This is a genomic window from Bradyrhizobium sp. 63_E2_N1_3, assembly GCF_052076005.1.
Lineage (GTDB): Bacteria > Pseudomonadota > Alphaproteobacteria > Rhizobiales > Xanthobacteraceae > Bradyrhizobium > Bradyrhizobium barranii.
The window spans coordinates 4,944,520-4,957,987 of sequence record NZ_CP197235.1; the positions used below are offsets into that span (position 1 = coordinate 4,944,520).

The window sequence follows — 13,468 nt, forward strand, 5'->3', positions numbered from 1 at the left end:
CCAGACGACAACGTTCGCTGATGCTTCAGGCAAAGAGGGAGCGCGAACAACAGAAAGGAAGCCCTTGCAGGTGCCGGTCCGGGCGGATCGCGGGCATCTGCTGCCTTTCCGGCGACCGCTGGCACAAGCCCCCAGCCTCTCTTCGGCTGCGGCTCCCGAGACCTGCACCGCCGTTGGATCGATGCTACATGCGAATGCTGGGCAACTGCGAAGCGCCAATATCGCGGGAGCATATCATCAGCGAGAGCGTCATCGAAATTTTGTCCTCAGGTGGTGAATTTACTGTCGGCGGCTTGCCGTGGCTCCAGGCCGGGGAAACAAAAGCTCTGGCGCCCGGGAATCTGACAGCGAAATGCCTATGCAGGGGACACAACAGCGCCATCCATCCGCTCGATGACTGCGCGAAACTATTTTTTTCAGCTCTTAAAGGATGCCTAGAGAGGAGCGAGGCGGAACAGCCAGTGCTGCTGTCGGGCCACGATTTGGAGCGTTGGTTACTTAAGACGCTGAAGGCGATGGCGGCGTCCGGAAATCTCGCGAGCGGCAGAGTAAAATTGCCGGACTTGTTTCAGCGCGACGTCGATGTCGTGAAGATGATTGAGGACCCATCGACGTGGCCGCAGGCCACCGGATTATACTTCGTTATGCATCCGGGCAGCCGCTTCATCAATAACAAAAGAATTCAGATTCAACCGTGGTACGGCGACTCCAAACAGGAAATCGTAGGCTTATGGACGAGTTTTTTGGGATTAGAATTCGTGCTCATGATAGCCGCTCCAGTCGTTTCCAAGAGCCCGATTCTGCGTGAATGGCTATACAGACCAGGACGCATCAGAGTGAACACAGGAAGCACTCGTAACCTGATCGAATTGAGTTGGGCCGACAATCGCAAGCATCTGTCCATCAATGCCAGCTTTGATCGGTCACTTGTGAGATAGGCTATGACAACAGGCACAGCGCAGCATCAACTATCGATTGACCAGCGGCTCGATCGCCTTGGCCAGCATATCGTGAGAGCGCGACTGTTTCTGGATCTCTGGTCCTACTTCGAACTAGATGACACCAGAAAGCACATCATCGAGACCATGCGCGACTACAATGAGTTTTTCCGGTTCACTCCGCACGCATATCTTCTCACCTACTGCATTTACATCGCAGGAGCCTTCGAAAAGAGGCGCGACACGATAAACTTTGGAGCTTTGATCCGAGACATGACCGGCGCGGGCCATCTGCAGGGCTCGCAAGAAGCGGAGGTCGCGGCGCTCATGCTGACCGCCAAATCTGCAGCCGGGAAAGTGGCCATTCTACGCAACAACGCGTTCGCCCATCGAACCAGCGCAGTTTCCTACAATGATGTTTTCGATTTAGCAAAGGTGTCTCCTGCCGAATTGCGCGAGCTGACCGATGTCGCGCTAAAACTGTTCAATGCAATGGCCGCACTCCGAGGAGCCACCAAACAGTATTTCACCGAGTTACCTACCAGAGACGCGAAGAGCATGATGGCGGCACTGGCCAACAAGAGCTAGGAAGTGAGGGACCGGCATCTGGCGCCGCCCCGATAACGCCACCGGCTACCGGCCTTATCGGGGCAACGATGCACCAGCGCGCTCCGCCCGCCACACTGACCAATCAATCGGTGCCGGCTCAACCCTCTTGCCGGGTTGAAAGGCGCGGACGCCTGTCGTCAAAATATCCAAGATGACCAAGCGCACCGCTGGCGCGCTACGTCAGAAGGCGCTCGTGTTAGGGGTTGGCTTAGGCCATCAGCGGTGATGGAAGGCTGGCTGGTTCACTCTCGATCAGAAGCGACCTGCCAGAATTCGATATTGGTTTGCCACCAATCTGACGCGATCGGGTGCAGACTGTCGCGCTGCGATGGCGGCGGCCTTGCATTTGAGGTTGAGGGCTCGCTTTCGCCAGCCCCGGCGAGCCCTCCCTCAGTCAGCAAAACTGACCTATTTAGTTTTTTGCGAAGTGTGACTTCGATGACACCGCACGCCGGCTCGGCTGCTGTAGGCTTTGTCTCGCCGGGGCTGGACTCAATATTTCACGTTTTCATTTTAACCCGGCTGGCCGCAGGGGTTCGCCGCTGCGGCCTTTTCGTGTGGCGCCTACCGCCATGGTGAAGCCATCTATCCAAAGAAGCTGGTGGCGTCGGTGGTACCTCCTACCGTACCGGGGAAGAAGGTAGCCACTCCAGCGCCGGCAGTGCCGGAACATTGTGCGAGGGCGTGCCGCTGGCCGGTGACGGTAAACCCACCCAACGTGAAGGTCATGCTAGGGCACTCGCAGTAGCCAAATCGGCGCGCTGTGAACGTTGCCCCGCTGTACGTGACATTCGCACCGAAGGTAAAGGTTGAGCTGCTGGTGGTGAGCTTCGCCGCCCCATCCCCGACGAGAAAGAGGCCGATGCCTCCGGTCAGCACCTTGTGATTGGCACCGGCACAAGTCAGCAGTCCGCCGCTGTTCGCATAGATCCGAAAATTCGCGCTCGATCCATTGTACTCCATATTCTGGAGGGTGACGCTCGTCGCCGACGAGACGGCAACATCCTGCGCCACCGACGACTGCACACGGGCACCAGATATCGTGAACCGTCCACCGACAGCGGTGGTGGAGATTGCGACGCCGGATGAGTTGCTGATAACGACGTTTGAAGGTGTCGCGTTGTTGCCTTGGAACGTCACCGCGCCGGAGCCTAGATAGCTCTTCAGGACGAGCGCGCCATACGTACTGTTCGCGACGTTGACCATAACATCGAAGGTCGAGCAGTCGAGCGCTGCGATAACATCCATTGCTTTCTGTGGCGTCGCGAAAGCCGTGCCGGTGGTGAGCCCATCGTTAGCGTCGTTTCCCGTCGCCCCGTTGACCTCATAAGTGGCGTTCGCGGTGAGCACCTTGCGAACGCCAACGTTCGACTGAGCCTGTTGCTTCTGAGATGAAGAGAGCGACTGAGCACCGGCGTAACGAACCACGCCGATATTTGTAGCCGCAGTCGCCGCGCTTGCCACGTCCGACAGGTTGTTGGCACTCGACAGATCGCCCGCGCCTTTCTGCGCAACGAGACCCCACTTTCCTGCCGCTAGATCGGTGGCAAATGTGCCCGCCGTGTGAGGCACGAGACACATGTAGGACGACCCACCGCTTGACACGAAACTTGCCGGAGGCCCGACAACATAGGCGGTCGCCGTCATCCAGGCTGCTATGGGTAGCAGCGGGCTCGGGCCGGTGCTGCCGGTCGCTCCAACACCGGCTAGCAATTGCCAATAGGTCACGTTCGGGGCGGCATGGCCGGCACTCGGCGTGGCGTTGGTGTAGATGTACGACGATCCCGACGTCGTCTGCACGTCGCCGTAGGAATACGTTGCGGCGTTGTCGTAAGCGCCTCTGAATTGGAGCCCTTTATAGATTCCGAGATAGTACCATACGCCGCCAACCTTCGCCCACGTCTTTCCGGTCGTCGGCTGGAACGCATATTGGCCGTCGTCGCCGAGGGAAGGATCCGGCACGGTCTGGTTGACGTTCACGAAAACGAAAAAGCCGCTCGTGTCCATTGCGCTAACAAGCTGATCAACCGAGCGCGCGTAGGTCTCACCGACGATGCGCTGTTGCGACACCTTCCAAACCACATAGGCGGCGCCACTAATCGTCGAGCCAGGCCACGGCGTAATGACAAGATGCGTGTCGTCGGTTACGTCGGTGATCGTGGCGAGGAAATGACCGCTCTGGAAAAGATCGCCTGGCTTAACGTTGCCGGCGCTCGACCAAAGCGGACCAGCGCCGGTCACAACGGTGCCGTCTGCCGATACTGCGACGGTGCCGGTGGAGTATGAAGAGAGTGCGGTCACTTTGATTTCCTTGCTTCGATGCGCGCCAGCGCTTCTTCAATTCGCAGCCACACGCCGTCGACCCTGCGCCAGACCTTGCCGGTGGATGGTTGGAAGGCGATCCAGCCGCGAGCTTGGGGCGGCGGTTCGGTGAGTTCGGGCGGTAGGTTGCCGAGATTCAATTTCATTTGTGGCCCTTAGTGCTGCGCCTTGCATCGCCATCGCCGCGTGCTAAAAGCCGCCACGAAAGCAAATGAAGGAAATTTCCTTGGTCAAGAAAAAGAAGACTGTTCGTCGCGCGTGGACGAAAGACGATGTGAAGACGCTGAGGTCACTCGCAAAGCAGAAGGCCGGTGTCACAAAGATTGCAAAGACGTTGAAGCGGACGCCGGGTGCGACTGCTGTCAAAGCATTTGTTCTTGGCGTGTCACTCAGCACGCAGTAGCGCTGGCGCAACTACAGGCGCTCCTCCCCGAGCTCAGTCAGCAGATGCGCCCGAATCCCGAGCACGACCTCGGCCGGCAAATGTCGTTTGAAATGTCACGCATAATATAATCTCATATTGTTGCAAAGAATTGGTTGGGGGCGGACGCGCTGTTCCCCGAACGCGCCCGCCCACTGCCATCGCCGACGAGGAACGCGGCGCGCGGCGTTACTCCATCTCTTTCCAAACCAACCGCTGATCGCGCGGCTTCGCAGCCTTCACCTGGGCTTCGGCCTCCCGCAAACGCGCGCTGCGGCTGGCTGGCTTTCTGTGCTTGGCTACGTCGGCCTTGCATACCGCGTCCAGCTTAGCAATCAGACCGCGAAGTTCAGCGCGGCCGTCCTTCTTCTTCGTCATGTTCAGACTCCGGAATAAATCAATTCATGGCTTGCCGGCAGCTTCCAGTCCGGCCTCTTGCCGGCGGCTACGTGACCTAACTCGATTGCGCGTTCGATAATTGAGCGCAGCGGGGAATATTGCTCAGTCAGGTCGCCGAATTCCGTCATCAAAAGCGGCTTCAGATAGCGCCGCTCGATGCCGTCAAGGCGCGCCTGATCGACGAATTCGTGAGCGGCCAGCACGGCGTCACCAAGCTGGCGCGAAGCATCGACGACGGTCTCCACGAGCTTCTGATAATCAGGCGCGCGCTCTGCCACCACCAGTTTGGAATATTCTCGACGCGCCCGCGTCAACTCAGGCGCAAGAAGTTTCAGCGCCTCTGCGATGCTCTCCAACTCCCGGCCAATTTCCTTGTAGCGCGACTCATCGGGCCAATTCGGCGGGAGCGGCGGCGGGTTGATTTCATGCTCTGGCTGCGGGCTCAGCAGTTCGCCGACCAACGCAACTGCACCCTCGTGCCGCACAACCGGCTGCGGTTTCGGTTTGGGCAGTTGCGCGACCCAGCCCAGAACAGACCGGCGCGCAGTTTCCGCCAGGCTTATCTTGCCTGCCTTCAGCGTGACGCGTTCCTCACCGGCAGCATCAACGGCGCGCACAAGGGTTTGCGGCGCGCTGTCGTTCAGATCGAGATAAAGCGCGTCCTGTCTATCCAGGAGCTCGCGCTGCTTTTCCAGCAGCGCCGCATATTTCGGATGCACAGCGCGGATGCGTTCGATCAGGGTGGGTTCGGATTGTTTTGCCAATTGATTTACTCCCAGATGCGCCACGCGTGGCGCAGGATGGTTGGTAAGTGGAGGGTATGGTCGACGGGTTTAGTGGTCGGCGTGGACGTTGTGCTCTATTGCCACGACGACCGGGCGGCCGTCGCGCTCGCCGACTTCAAAAAGGACGCGCGTCCCGATTGCGGCGGGCACGCTGGCACGCTGAAGGTCCCCGAGCCGACAGAAAACGCGAACGCCGCGCCTGTCATCGCGCGCAACGAAGACGTAACGTTTCGCGTCATTGACGTGCACGATCCGGCCCGCGATTTTTCGCTGCGGATCGTCCTCAGCATCCTCTTCGGGCTCGGGCTCGTCCCACGTTCGAAGTCGCTTCGCCCATTTAACGCGAAGTTTGCCGCTGTGGACTTCGGTTTCGAATTCGACGGGAACGCCGTCGCATGGCTCGATGCCGGCATGCTGCAGCACGGACGCGTGAATGAACACGGCTTCGCCGGGAGGATAGTCGTATTCGACAAAACCGAACGATCTCGCGTAATTCCAACGGGCGATTTTACCCCACGCCATTCTGAAAATCCTCGATGATTGCGCGGAGTGCCTCGCCACTGATTGCGGTGACGCGAGTGGTTGCCGCGCGGACGGACTGGCCGAATTCCAACTGCGTGGCGCTGGTCAACACGGTAACGGCTGCCGGATCGAGTTGAAGCACGACAGACAGGATCGGAGCGGCGTTCACACGCCCGGCAATTGCGGATTCAAGCCAATCATCGAAACGCAGTGCGCCGGCGGTAAGCGCGGAAACCTCCCGGACCGTGGCCGGCGCGTTTCCCAGGCCATTGTCGGCGATGGCAGCCAGTAACAGCGTGGCGAGTTGCCGGTGGGATAGATCTGGCCGCGTGCTGCCAGTCGTCACGGGTAGCAAGCCCGCTTCGCTGACACGCTGGACCAGCGCTGCGACTCGGTTAAAGTTCAGCCCGAGGCGCCGCGCGACGACCTGGACAGCGCGACGTTTGCGCATTGTTTTGCAATCCTAGTTATGAGAGATGAAATGAAACACGGCTCACGGCACTACGCCGGCAAAAGAGGTGCGCCGGGTGATGGCCGGCGCGCCAAGTTTTGCACGTAACGTCGGCCAAAAATTGTGGCCTTCATATACGAACCTTCCGACAGCGGGCGGAGGCAGTATGCGGGATCAAATAATTAGGCAGCCTGCTTTTGCACCTCAGCAAGCGCCGCCAGCGCCCTATCCTGTGCTCGCACCGCGCGCTGCTCGGCGCCTTTGCTGTTGCCCCATCCACGCTTGCTGGCGATCTGACGGGCTGACATGCCGTCCAGGGCCTCGTGTAGCACCGCTACATGGTCCCCGAGGGCGGCATCCATCTTCGGCGCATCCATGGCGGCAACGTTCGCGTTTTCAGCGGCGTCAGGGGCGCCGACGAAACTGCCGGGCGTTGCACGGGCATTCCGCCGCGTCTTGCCGCCGAGCCAGTTCACGCCCATTGCGATGCCTGTCTGATACTGTGGCAAGCGGCAAGCTGGATAAAGGCCTGCACTCGCCCACGCCTCCTCAAATGACTTCCCGCCACCGAGCCCCATGCGATCGATCTCGCGACGGCGGGTGTCGCAGAACTCGCCCATGGCATCGACCCATTTCGCGGCGCACTGGCGGCGATAGTCCTCGCCAGAACTACCGCGTTCTACATATCTCGACCGTTCCGGGAAACTGCCCGTCGCCGGGATAGCAAGGTAGGCTGCCCCCTCCTCGTCCTGCTCCGCGCGGGTTTTCCGGCGTTTGCCCTTCGGCTGCGCATATCGCTCGAACGCTTCGAACCACTGTTCGCGGCCATTCTTATCCAGCACGGGATTGCCGGCAGAATCGGCTCGGCGCCAATGCGTGATCTGGCCTTTCTTGTTGAAGCGCAGGCCGTCGATACCCGCGCGGGCGATCTCGCCAGGCGTCGGGCGGATTTCGTGTACGCTGTCGACGCCCATATCGCGGGACAGCTGGTTGTCATTATCCGGGTACAAGTCTGTCTGCACAGGTCGATCGTAGCTGAGCAAGTTCGCCAGGTCATCGCGCCTGCCGGCGCGGCGGAGCCTAGTGATGATCGGTGCGGTGTGGTGGCTGTTGTCGTTTGCGTGTGCGGGCATCTGCCCTCCTGTGACGGTGATGCTGTGTGCTGTTGGTCGCGGGTTTACGAAACGGGCATCGCTCTTTCGCCGATAGCCCGCAGCAGGAGCCGCTGAATATCCAGTACGACCGCCGGCGGCTCGCGGTCGCATCCGATCAATGAGCGTGGATTGGGATCCAGCGGGTTGGCGGCGAACTTCGAGCGGCCAAGTGCTGCGGCGAGGGTGATTTTCAGGTCGCGCAGCTCGGCGCGGTCATGCGGGCCACGCAACATGTCGATGCCCTGCCGAAATATGGCAACGGCCTCGGGAGAGACCCGGGTCGCGTTGCTGCGCTTGTCTCGTTTTGGTCGTGGCGGCATCAGGGTTCTCCAAATTCGTCGAGCGCCCAAACGCTATACCTCGATCCGTTGGGGTGCTCGGCGTGCCAGCGTGCCATGATCTCCGCGCCGTAAAGTCGCCAGGCTTTGCGGGCCGCCTCTCTGTCCGGGTAGCTACTCGCGTCGAGTTCGCAGATGCCCCACAGGTCGCCCGTGCACGGCCAGCCCATTTCGAGCGCACATTCCCAGTTCTCCAGCGTGCCGGCAGCCTGCTTGCGTCTATCCTTCCGCTTGCGTACGGGCATCTCAGCGTCGCGCTCCGTAATCAGCTGTCCGGGGCGGTCGGCTATCTGGCGCGGCAGCATCCAACGCCAACTCGCGCAGCAACCGGGCGAAAGCCAACCGTGAATCGCGCTCGATGGCCACGGCTGGATGCGCTTTCAGGACGCCATACCGGTCCGGCACGGTGATTCCATCGGCCGCGACGGCCTCGCGCGCTTGTTCAGATCGGTCCCAAGCCTCGCCGGCCTTCACCAGCAGGCGAAAATGAAAGGATTCGAGGTCGAAATCAGCCAGAATTTGTTTAATCCAGCGCCGAGTTGGCGGTGCTAGGTGTTTAGGGATGACGTGCGTCATGGTTTGAATTCCTTTGAAATTAGGTTGTGATGGGGTTGTCGATAGGTCGAAATGGGGTCGCAACCACTTGAACCGGGGCACCCCCCACGCGCGTTGCAGGATGCGGCCGGTCGGCAGGCGGTGGGCTGGCAACTTCTGACCTACCCGTACCCTGATGCCTTTGCTTTGGCCTTCCGCAACAGCTTCGTCACGTCCACCAACGGTGTATCGTCCCGCTCCGGCAGTGCGCGCGGCTGTCTGGTGCCTGCATCCAGCCCGCGTTTGATTACCGCTCGGCAGGCACGCTCACCGTCGACCGCTAGCAGCCCACATCCGTGCGCAGCGTCGAGCAGGCCTTGCTCGGCATCAGCACGGTCTAACGCACCAGCGCCGATGAGCGTCCCGAGCCGGAACGAGCTGGTGTTGAGCTGGTACCCTCTACTGCCTGCCGGGCAGCGCGACAGCGAGTCTAGCTCGGATTGCACCGCGCTGGTGACGTAGGCGTCGTGGCTTTGCGGCTGGTATGGCTGGCTCGGTCGCGGAACGTACGGGGGCGGGCGGACCATGGCCAACAGCCATTCCGGCGCCTCGGTGGGTGGCAGGTCGCGCTCCAGCGTGTAACCAGGATTGCCGGCCGCAATGACGTAGCCACGGCCATCACCGCGTACATCTAGGCCAGGCGGCAGACGTCCAGGCGAATTGCCCAAGCCAGCTACACGCCGCCAGTAAAGGTGCTGCCCGCCGCTGCGGGTGCGCACAGTGCGCGTTAGCGGCAAGGGCGGCAGGCTTGCGAGGCCGACATCGCCACCATGACGCGGATCCACGTCCAGCACCCAGCAGTTCGTACGCTCTCCGGTCGGCATGCCGACAAGCGCGTCGGGCCAGTCCGACCACCAACGCTGAATCACATGTGGGAAGACGGACGCGGCTTTAAAGCCGTTGCTGGTATGGGGCCGTTTGTTCTCGGGCTTGCACGGGAAGACGAGTGTACCTGTGGCGGCGAGGGAGAGAGCTAGTTCAATGCTCATGGCAACATCTCTATTCAGTGACACCATGACACCCAATGACTCCGTTTTACGTATGAGCTTCCACACACGCGCGTGTAGGGCGATAGATACGTTTCAGGTGTCACTAGGTGTCACTGTGTTTAATTTCAATGAGTTAGGCCGCGGAAAGGTGACACCTGCTAAGTGTCATTCGCCTTCGTACCGGGCTGGGTGCTCATTTTTGATTTGTAGCCCGCTGAAACCTCTACCGAGCGCCACCCTGTATTCCCTAAATCCTTCCCGCCTTAGGTGTTCAAACAGGTCACTTTGCTTCCCGGCATACTCGTTCGCCGCTTCTGCATAATTCTTCCACGACGTGAAGAGATCACTCCGCGTAGCCTTGAGATACTTGTTGTCCTTTTCGACGCGGCAACACTCCTCCAACCATTGAGAAATTGTGTCTTGGCTTTCGAAGTAGTCGGCATTCGCATCCTTTACCTTAGAGGGCCTGCCTAACCCGACCCGCTGCCAATCCAAGCAACCATTGATCGCCCAACGCAAAATTCCGGCTGCTTCGGCCTCCAGCTTCGCGGGAAGGTCCTGATCGACGACGGCAGGTTTGATCGAGAATGGCACGACATTGAGCCGGCGCTGCATTGCGTCGGATACGCGTTTCACGCGCGGCATATGGTTTCCAACGATCGACAGCTTGAACCGCGGCACGAATTCGAAGTTGTCCTGCCGCATGAAGCGAGCCGCGATCCTGTCCCCACCAGTAAGCTGCTTCACCCTTGCCTCGTCCCACGCCTTCCCTTCTTCGGTTTCACTGGCCGTCACAAGTCTCGCACCGGCAAGCCGCGCCAACTCAGTAGTGTGCCGATCGAACTTTGACGCGGTGAACACCTCCATTCCAGCCGTCGTCGCGTAGTTGTTGAGAACATATTCCATGATGGCTATGAATCTGGACTTTCCTGTCCCACTTGGACCGAATACAAAGACCAGGGCGTGCTCCCGCGTATCACCCGTCAGGCAATAGCCGAACCAGCGCTTAAGAAACCCGATAAGCTCACTGTCGCCGCTTGTGGCCTCGTTAAGGAAAGCGATCCACCGCGGGCAGTCTTCGTTATCTGCAGGCGCAACCGCGGTGAGCTTCGTAATCATGTCGTCTTGATCAGCGGGCCGAAGTGCGCCGGTTCTCAGATCGACTGTCCCACCCGGAGTCCCAAGCAAATAATCGTCCGCATCCCACTCTGAAATTGAAGTGGGCATGGGCGGTTCCTTCTGGGCTAATGTTTCGATGCCGCGAATGAAACTTGCTTTGCGCGCAGCAATCAGTTCCTTCGTTTTTTTTCCGGTCGACGCGGTGTGGGCGAGGATGCGGGCTTCGTGCAGCACGGCTCCGGGCTTTGTTTCCAACCAATGCGCGCCGGACCACTTAAACCACTTCCCGCGGTCGCAGTCGTACCGGAGGGCAAGTTGATTGCGCCGCACCAGTACGGCAGCAAGGTCGCTTTCGGAGAGGTGGATGACGGCGCCGTCGACCACAGCGATGGGCTGCTCAGTCGGCGCGAACACGGCCGCGCCGTCATGCACAGTCGCATTGCCGACATCATCGCCGACACGGCATCCGATTAGCGTAACCACGCCATTGTGCCTGCTTAAGGTACCCCCGTGGTCGCGCTTGTAGTCGAGGAGGATCTTGTTGTCGCTGGTCTGAGCGTTGTCGTTAGCGTGCGCGTTGTTACCGGAAAATGTCTGCGCTTCTTCGTTAAATTTAGGCTGTGCGCTCATGGGCGGATGCTCCCTCTATGTACTGAATTGCGGCCTCGGCAATCTCCTGCGCCAGCTTGGCCGAGAAGGTAACCACCCGCCCGCCGGCCGAGTTGGGCGCGTGCGCCCGGTAGCGGCCAGGCATCTTGTCGGCGGTGATCTTTACGTTGAAGGCCGCTATGTCGTCGCTTAGAGCTACATTGGCGTAACAGATGACGCTGCTGTCATGTGTTCGCCTCGCAGATAGCATCTTCACCATATCGGAAACCTCTTCAGCATGGCCGCCTGGACCTGTCGCACGCTGAGATTATCGGGCAGCGTCATCGCGTACTCGTTGAACAAGTGGATGCGATCCGGACTCGGCATCGTCAGCCAATAATGATCGTTCGGCTCAGCCCCCCGCCGCTGATCTGATTGTTGCTGCATCTGCATGGTCTCCTCCTCCGAATGGTCGGCGTACAAAGGGTAGTAGGCTCGGCAAGCAAAAACGCTAAATGCGATACACAGACAAATACGGGCGGCGCGCGCAAACAACAGGGGCGCCGACCGGCGGGTTATTATGAGCGGTGCCGCGCACACTCGAGAAGTTGGAGCCGGTACGGCCTTGGTCGCCCGAACAACCCGCGTGCCGTTCTTGAGTTTGGTGGTTTTGATGCCCATGACAAATATGGTTGTCGTGGACGCAAAGTGTGCACAAAAGAAAACGCCGCTCGGTGGGCATACCGGGCGGCGCTCTTGGGCGGGCGCATTCTGCCATGGCTGCATCACCGCCCGAGGTTAGGCAATCTTCGAATTTCTCCATGGGAAACAATGGCAGAAAAATTGCCTAACCCTGCCGTCAAGCCATTGAGACAATTGATTTCAATCAGTCCTGCTGGGATCGCCATTCATCACTGGATTGACGAAGCCGATGGAGCCGACTTGCGGTATCGGCCGCCCGCTCACCGGAGACGTCTTCAAGAGCCTCGCTGTTCTCGTCGATCCCGTGGACGATTTCGATTCGCGCTGCCGGAATTTCGGTGCCGCTTGATCGACGTGACGGACGCACAGTTACCGATCCTCACTACTTCACGAATACGTGGGTACCCTCGCCCCGGTCTTTGAACCGGACAGACGAACCCTATCTATGCGCCGGGCGACGTGCGCCCGATAGGGAATTCGATGCTGCCAACCGAGTGGACGAGAATGGCTATCGCATCTGCGGTTGCCGTGATCGCGATGTCGTATTTGGCAATCGACGCTGGCGTCGTGAACTCCAGCGTGATCACACGGCGCATCGAGACGGCGCGGGCTTCCATTGCGGACGCGGCGGCCAGTCAGCATCAACTCGCCTTCGCTATTCAGGCCTGGGCGCGTCCAAGCCGCCAGAAGGCGGACTCGGAGCCACATTTGGAGCACTGCCTGGCGATCGATTGAGTCAGGCGCAGCACCAGATCAGCCGACGCCTAAGCGCCCTTTCTTTTGTTCACGGTCCGACTCCGCTTCGTTCCAAAAGCACGAATCGTCATCGCAAAAATCGGCAGCGCGCATTCATTAATGCCGCGTTTCGCTGGCTCGGTTCGTTCATGCATCCGAGGTCACGAGCACGGGCCGCAATCGGTACGCATCGATCGCGGCGTTCGACAGCAGCAGCCTGCGCCGCTCGCCGCGCAGCATCAACCGGTCGATCCTGTTCAGGATGAAGCGGGCTGAATCATTGGGCTCACCGGTGAGCAGGCCGGATTGGTCGAGATATTTCCAGGCGATCTCGAAAGACTGCGCGCGCAATTCGGGGTCTGTCATAGCCGGCCAACGTCGACGGGGAACGGATGTTCCTAACCGCGCAACGCCAGTCGCAGCGAACCACGGCGCGACGAAATGCGTAGCGCCGCGAACGAGATCACGACCAGCACGTTGGCTGCAACGAAATGGAGTGGTGCCGACCCGCCAGCCCCGGTCGGCTTTGAAGGGCCCCGTGCTTGTCCCCCCGAGCACGGGGCTTTCTCATGCAGGCCAACCAGCGTCCCGACCTCGGCCGGCCATTGACGCGAGATCTCGCCGAGGATGCGATTAGTCCGTCTGCTCGTCGCGCCGGTCGCGGGCGAGCTGATGCCAGGCCAGAGCCAGTTGGATCAGTCTCTGCCGGTCGGCGCCGTCGGCGGACGCCGCGGCCCGCTTCATCGCCGCCTCGGCTTCGTGCTGTGGGTCGTACTTGGGGCACATGAGGCCGAACCTAACC

General features: G+C 60.0%; 19 protein-coding genes. 5 read left to right on the forward strand and 14 right to left on the reverse strand.

All coding sequences use genetic code 11. The features are described from left to right. Positions 1–188 precede the first annotated feature (188 nt). Both AB7531_RS23675 and AB7531_RS23680 read left to right on the forward strand, forming a co-directional pair. Complete coding sequence (locus AB7531_RS23675) at positions 189–938, forward strand: hypothetical protein (protein WP_441280127.1); 750 nt, start codon at positions 189–191, stop codon at positions 936–938. A gap of 3 nt (positions 939–941) precedes the next feature. Beyond that, positions 942–1,526 (forward strand): AbiU2 domain-containing protein, encoded by a 585-nt coding sequence (locus tag AB7531_RS23680; RefSeq protein ID WP_441280128.1) that lies wholly within the window; start codon positions 942–944, stop codon positions 1,524–1,526. 606 nt (positions 1,527–2,132) lie between these two features. On the opposite strand, the gene AB7531_RS23685 is transcribed toward AB7531_RS23680, so the two are convergent. Together AB7531_RS23685 and AB7531_RS23690 are read right to left on the reverse strand one after the other, a co-directional pair. Further along, entirely contained in the window at positions 2,133–3,848 is a 1,716-nt protein-coding gene (locus AB7531_RS23685; protein ID WP_441280129.1) for a hypothetical protein, read from the reverse strand. Beyond that, positions 3,845–4,015 (reverse strand): hypothetical protein, encoded by a 171-nt coding sequence (locus tag AB7531_RS23690; RefSeq protein WP_441280130.1) that lies wholly within the window; start codon positions 4,013–4,015, stop codon positions 3,845–3,847. The genes AB7531_RS23685 and AB7531_RS23690 overlap by 4 nt, the downstream gene beginning before the upstream one ends. Before the next feature lie 65 nt (positions 4,016–4,080). Here AB7531_RS23690 and AB7531_RS23695 point away from each other — a divergent pair, with 65 nt between their 5' ends. Then, a complete protein-coding gene (locus AB7531_RS23695; RefSeq protein ID WP_441280131.1) occupies positions 4,081–4,272 on the forward strand; it encodes a hypothetical protein in 192 nt (63 codons plus the stop codon). Between the two features lie 207 nt (positions 4,273–4,479). Here the strand turns inward: AB7531_RS23695 and AB7531_RS23700 are convergent, their stop codons facing one another. Both AB7531_RS23700 and AB7531_RS23705 read right to left on the reverse strand, forming a co-directional pair. Beyond that, positions 4,480–4,668 (reverse strand): hypothetical protein, encoded by a 189-nt coding sequence (locus tag AB7531_RS23700; RefSeq protein ID WP_441280132.1) that lies wholly within the window; start codon positions 4,666–4,668, stop codon positions 4,480–4,482. A 2-nt stretch (positions 4,669–4,670) separates the two neighbouring features. Next, a complete protein-coding gene (locus tag AB7531_RS23705; RefSeq protein WP_441280133.1) occupies positions 4,671–5,453 on the reverse strand; it encodes a hypothetical protein in 783 nt (260 codons plus the stop codon). Between the two features lie 81 nt (positions 5,454–5,534). Here AB7531_RS23705 and AB7531_RS23710 point away from each other — a divergent pair, with 81 nt between their 5' ends. Beyond that, a complete protein-coding gene (locus AB7531_RS23710) occupies positions 5,535–6,014 on the forward strand; it encodes a hypothetical protein (protein WP_441280134.1) in 480 nt (159 codons plus the stop codon). On the opposite strand, the gene AB7531_RS23715 is transcribed toward AB7531_RS23710, so the two are convergent. The 8 genes from AB7531_RS23715 to AB7531_RS23750 all read right to left on the reverse strand — a co-directional run bounded on the left by AB7531_RS23715 (position 5,983) and on the right by AB7531_RS23750 (position 11,910). Beyond that, positions 5,983–6,447: a hypothetical protein gene (locus tag AB7531_RS23715; RefSeq protein WP_441280135.1), complete on the reverse strand. Its 465-nt coding sequence runs from the start codon at positions 6,445–6,447 to the stop codon at positions 5,983–5,985. The two genes, AB7531_RS23710 and AB7531_RS23715, sit on opposite strands and share 32 nt — an antisense overlap. A gap of 182 nt (positions 6,448–6,629) precedes the next feature. Then, complete coding sequence (locus tag AB7531_RS23720; protein WP_441280136.1) at positions 6,630–7,580, reverse strand: hypothetical protein; 951 nt, start codon at positions 7,578–7,580, stop codon at positions 6,630–6,632. A gap of 44 nt (positions 7,581–7,624) precedes the next feature. Next, complete coding sequence (locus tag AB7531_RS23725; RefSeq protein WP_283016494.1) at positions 7,625–7,921, reverse strand: hypothetical protein; 297 nt, start codon at positions 7,919–7,921, stop codon at positions 7,625–7,627. Positions 7,922–8,185: 264 nt separating this feature from the next. Continuing rightward, on the reverse strand, positions 8,186–8,515 hold the full coding sequence (locus tag AB7531_RS23730; protein WP_231141940.1) for a P27 family phage terminase small subunit: 330 nt from the start codon (positions 8,513–8,515) through the stop codon (positions 8,186–8,188). A 140-nt stretch (positions 8,516–8,655) separates the two neighbouring features. After that, positions 8,656–9,522 carry a bifunctional DNA primase/polymerase gene (locus tag AB7531_RS23735; RefSeq protein ID WP_441280137.1) on the reverse strand — a complete coding sequence of 289 codons (867 nt, stop codon included), beginning with the start codon at positions 9,520–9,522 and terminating at the stop codon, positions 8,656–8,658. A gap of 165 nt (positions 9,523–9,687) precedes the next feature. After that, positions 9,688–11,271, reverse strand: a complete 1,584-nt coding sequence (locus AB7531_RS23740) for a phage/plasmid primase, P4 family (protein ID WP_441280138.1) — start codon at positions 11,269–11,271, stop codon at positions 9,688–9,690. After that, entirely contained in the window at positions 11,255–11,509 is a 255-nt protein-coding gene (locus AB7531_RS23745; protein WP_441280139.1) for a hypothetical protein, read from the reverse strand. The genes AB7531_RS23740 and AB7531_RS23745 overlap by 17 nt, the downstream gene beginning before the upstream one ends. Next, complete coding sequence (locus AB7531_RS23750) at positions 11,503–11,910, reverse strand: hypothetical protein (protein WP_441280140.1); 408 nt, start codon at positions 11,908–11,910, stop codon at positions 11,503–11,505. Before AB7531_RS23750 ends, AB7531_RS23745 begins: the two co-directional genes overlap by 7 nt. Positions 11,911–12,411: 501 nt before the next feature. Between AB7531_RS23750 and AB7531_RS23755 the strand changes: the two genes are divergently transcribed. Continuing rightward, entirely contained in the window at positions 12,412–12,666 is a 255-nt protein-coding gene (locus tag AB7531_RS23755) for a hypothetical protein (RefSeq protein WP_063983430.1), read from the forward strand. Positions 12,667–12,813: 147 nt separating this feature from the next. Here AB7531_RS23755 and AB7531_RS23760 read toward each other — a convergent pair whose 3' ends face one another. Both AB7531_RS23760 and AB7531_RS23765 read right to left on the reverse strand, forming a co-directional pair. Beyond that, positions 12,814–13,032 carry a hypothetical protein gene (locus AB7531_RS23760; protein WP_063983431.1) on the reverse strand — a complete coding sequence of 73 codons (219 nt, stop codon included), beginning with the start codon at positions 13,030–13,032 and terminating at the stop codon, positions 12,814–12,816. A gap of 267 nt (positions 13,033–13,299) precedes the next feature. Next, positions 13,300–13,452: a hypothetical protein gene (locus tag AB7531_RS23765; protein WP_014495428.1), complete on the reverse strand. Its 153-nt coding sequence runs from the start codon at positions 13,450–13,452 to the stop codon at positions 13,300–13,302. Between the last annotated feature and the right edge of the window lie 16 nt (positions 13,453–13,468).

Excerpts from the sequence above, each read along its gene's own strand:
- AB7531_RS23680 (WP_441280128.1), top strand. The coding sequence starts at position 942 with ATGACAACAGGCACAGCGCAGCATCAACTATCGATTGACCAGCGGCTC.
- AB7531_RS23740 (WP_441280138.1), bottom strand. The coding sequence starts at position 11,271 with ATGAGCGCACAGCCTAAATTTAACGAAGAAGCGCAGACATTTTCCGGT.
- AB7531_RS23725 (WP_283016494.1), bottom strand. The coding sequence starts at position 7,921 with ATGCCGCCACGACCAAAACGAGACAAGCGCAGCAACGCGACCCGGGTC.
- AB7531_RS23735 (WP_441280137.1), bottom strand. The coding sequence starts at position 9,522 with ATGAGCATTGAACTAGCTCTCTCCCTCGCCGCCACAGGTACACTCGTC.
- AB7531_RS23690 (WP_441280130.1), bottom strand. The coding sequence starts at position 4,015 with ATGAAATTGAATCTCGGCAACCTACCGCCCGAACTCACCGAACCGCCG.
- AB7531_RS23750 (WP_441280140.1), bottom strand. The coding sequence starts at position 11,910 with ATGGGCATCAAAACCACCAAACTCAAGAACGGCACGCGGGTTGTTCGG.
- AB7531_RS23720 (WP_441280136.1), bottom strand. The coding sequence starts at position 7,580 with ATGCCCGCACACGCAAACGACAACAGCCACCACACCGCACCGATCATC.
- AB7531_RS23730 (WP_231141940.1), bottom strand. The coding sequence starts at position 8,515 with ATGACGCACGTCATCCCTAAACACCTAGCACCGCCAACTCGGCGCTGG.
- AB7531_RS23715 (WP_441280135.1), bottom strand. The coding sequence starts at position 6,447 with ATGCGCAAACGTCGCGCTGTCCAGGTCGTCGCGCGGCGCCTCGGGCTG.
- AB7531_RS23765 (WP_014495428.1), bottom strand. The coding sequence starts at position 13,452 with ATGTGCCCCAAGTACGACCCACAGCACGAAGCCGAGGCGGCGATGAAG.
- AB7531_RS23755 (WP_063983430.1), top strand. The coding sequence starts at position 12,412 with ATGCTGCCAACCGAGTGGACGAGAATGGCTATCGCATCTGCGGTTGCC.
- AB7531_RS23760 (WP_063983431.1), bottom strand. The coding sequence starts at position 13,032 with ATGACAGACCCCGAATTGCGCGCGCAGTCTTTCGAGATCGCCTGGAAA.
- AB7531_RS23745 (WP_441280139.1), bottom strand. The coding sequence starts at position 11,509 with ATGGTGAAGATGCTATCTGCGAGGCGAACACATGACAGCAGCGTCATC.
- AB7531_RS23675 (WP_441280127.1), top strand. The coding sequence starts at position 189 with ATGCGAATGCTGGGCAACTGCGAAGCGCCAATATCGCGGGAGCATATC.
- AB7531_RS23695 (WP_441280131.1), top strand. The coding sequence starts at position 4,081 with ATGAAGGAAATTTCCTTGGTCAAGAAAAAGAAGACTGTTCGTCGCGCG.
- AB7531_RS23700 (WP_441280132.1), bottom strand. The coding sequence starts at position 4,668 with ATGACGAAGAAGAAGGACGGCCGCGCTGAACTTCGCGGTCTGATTGCT.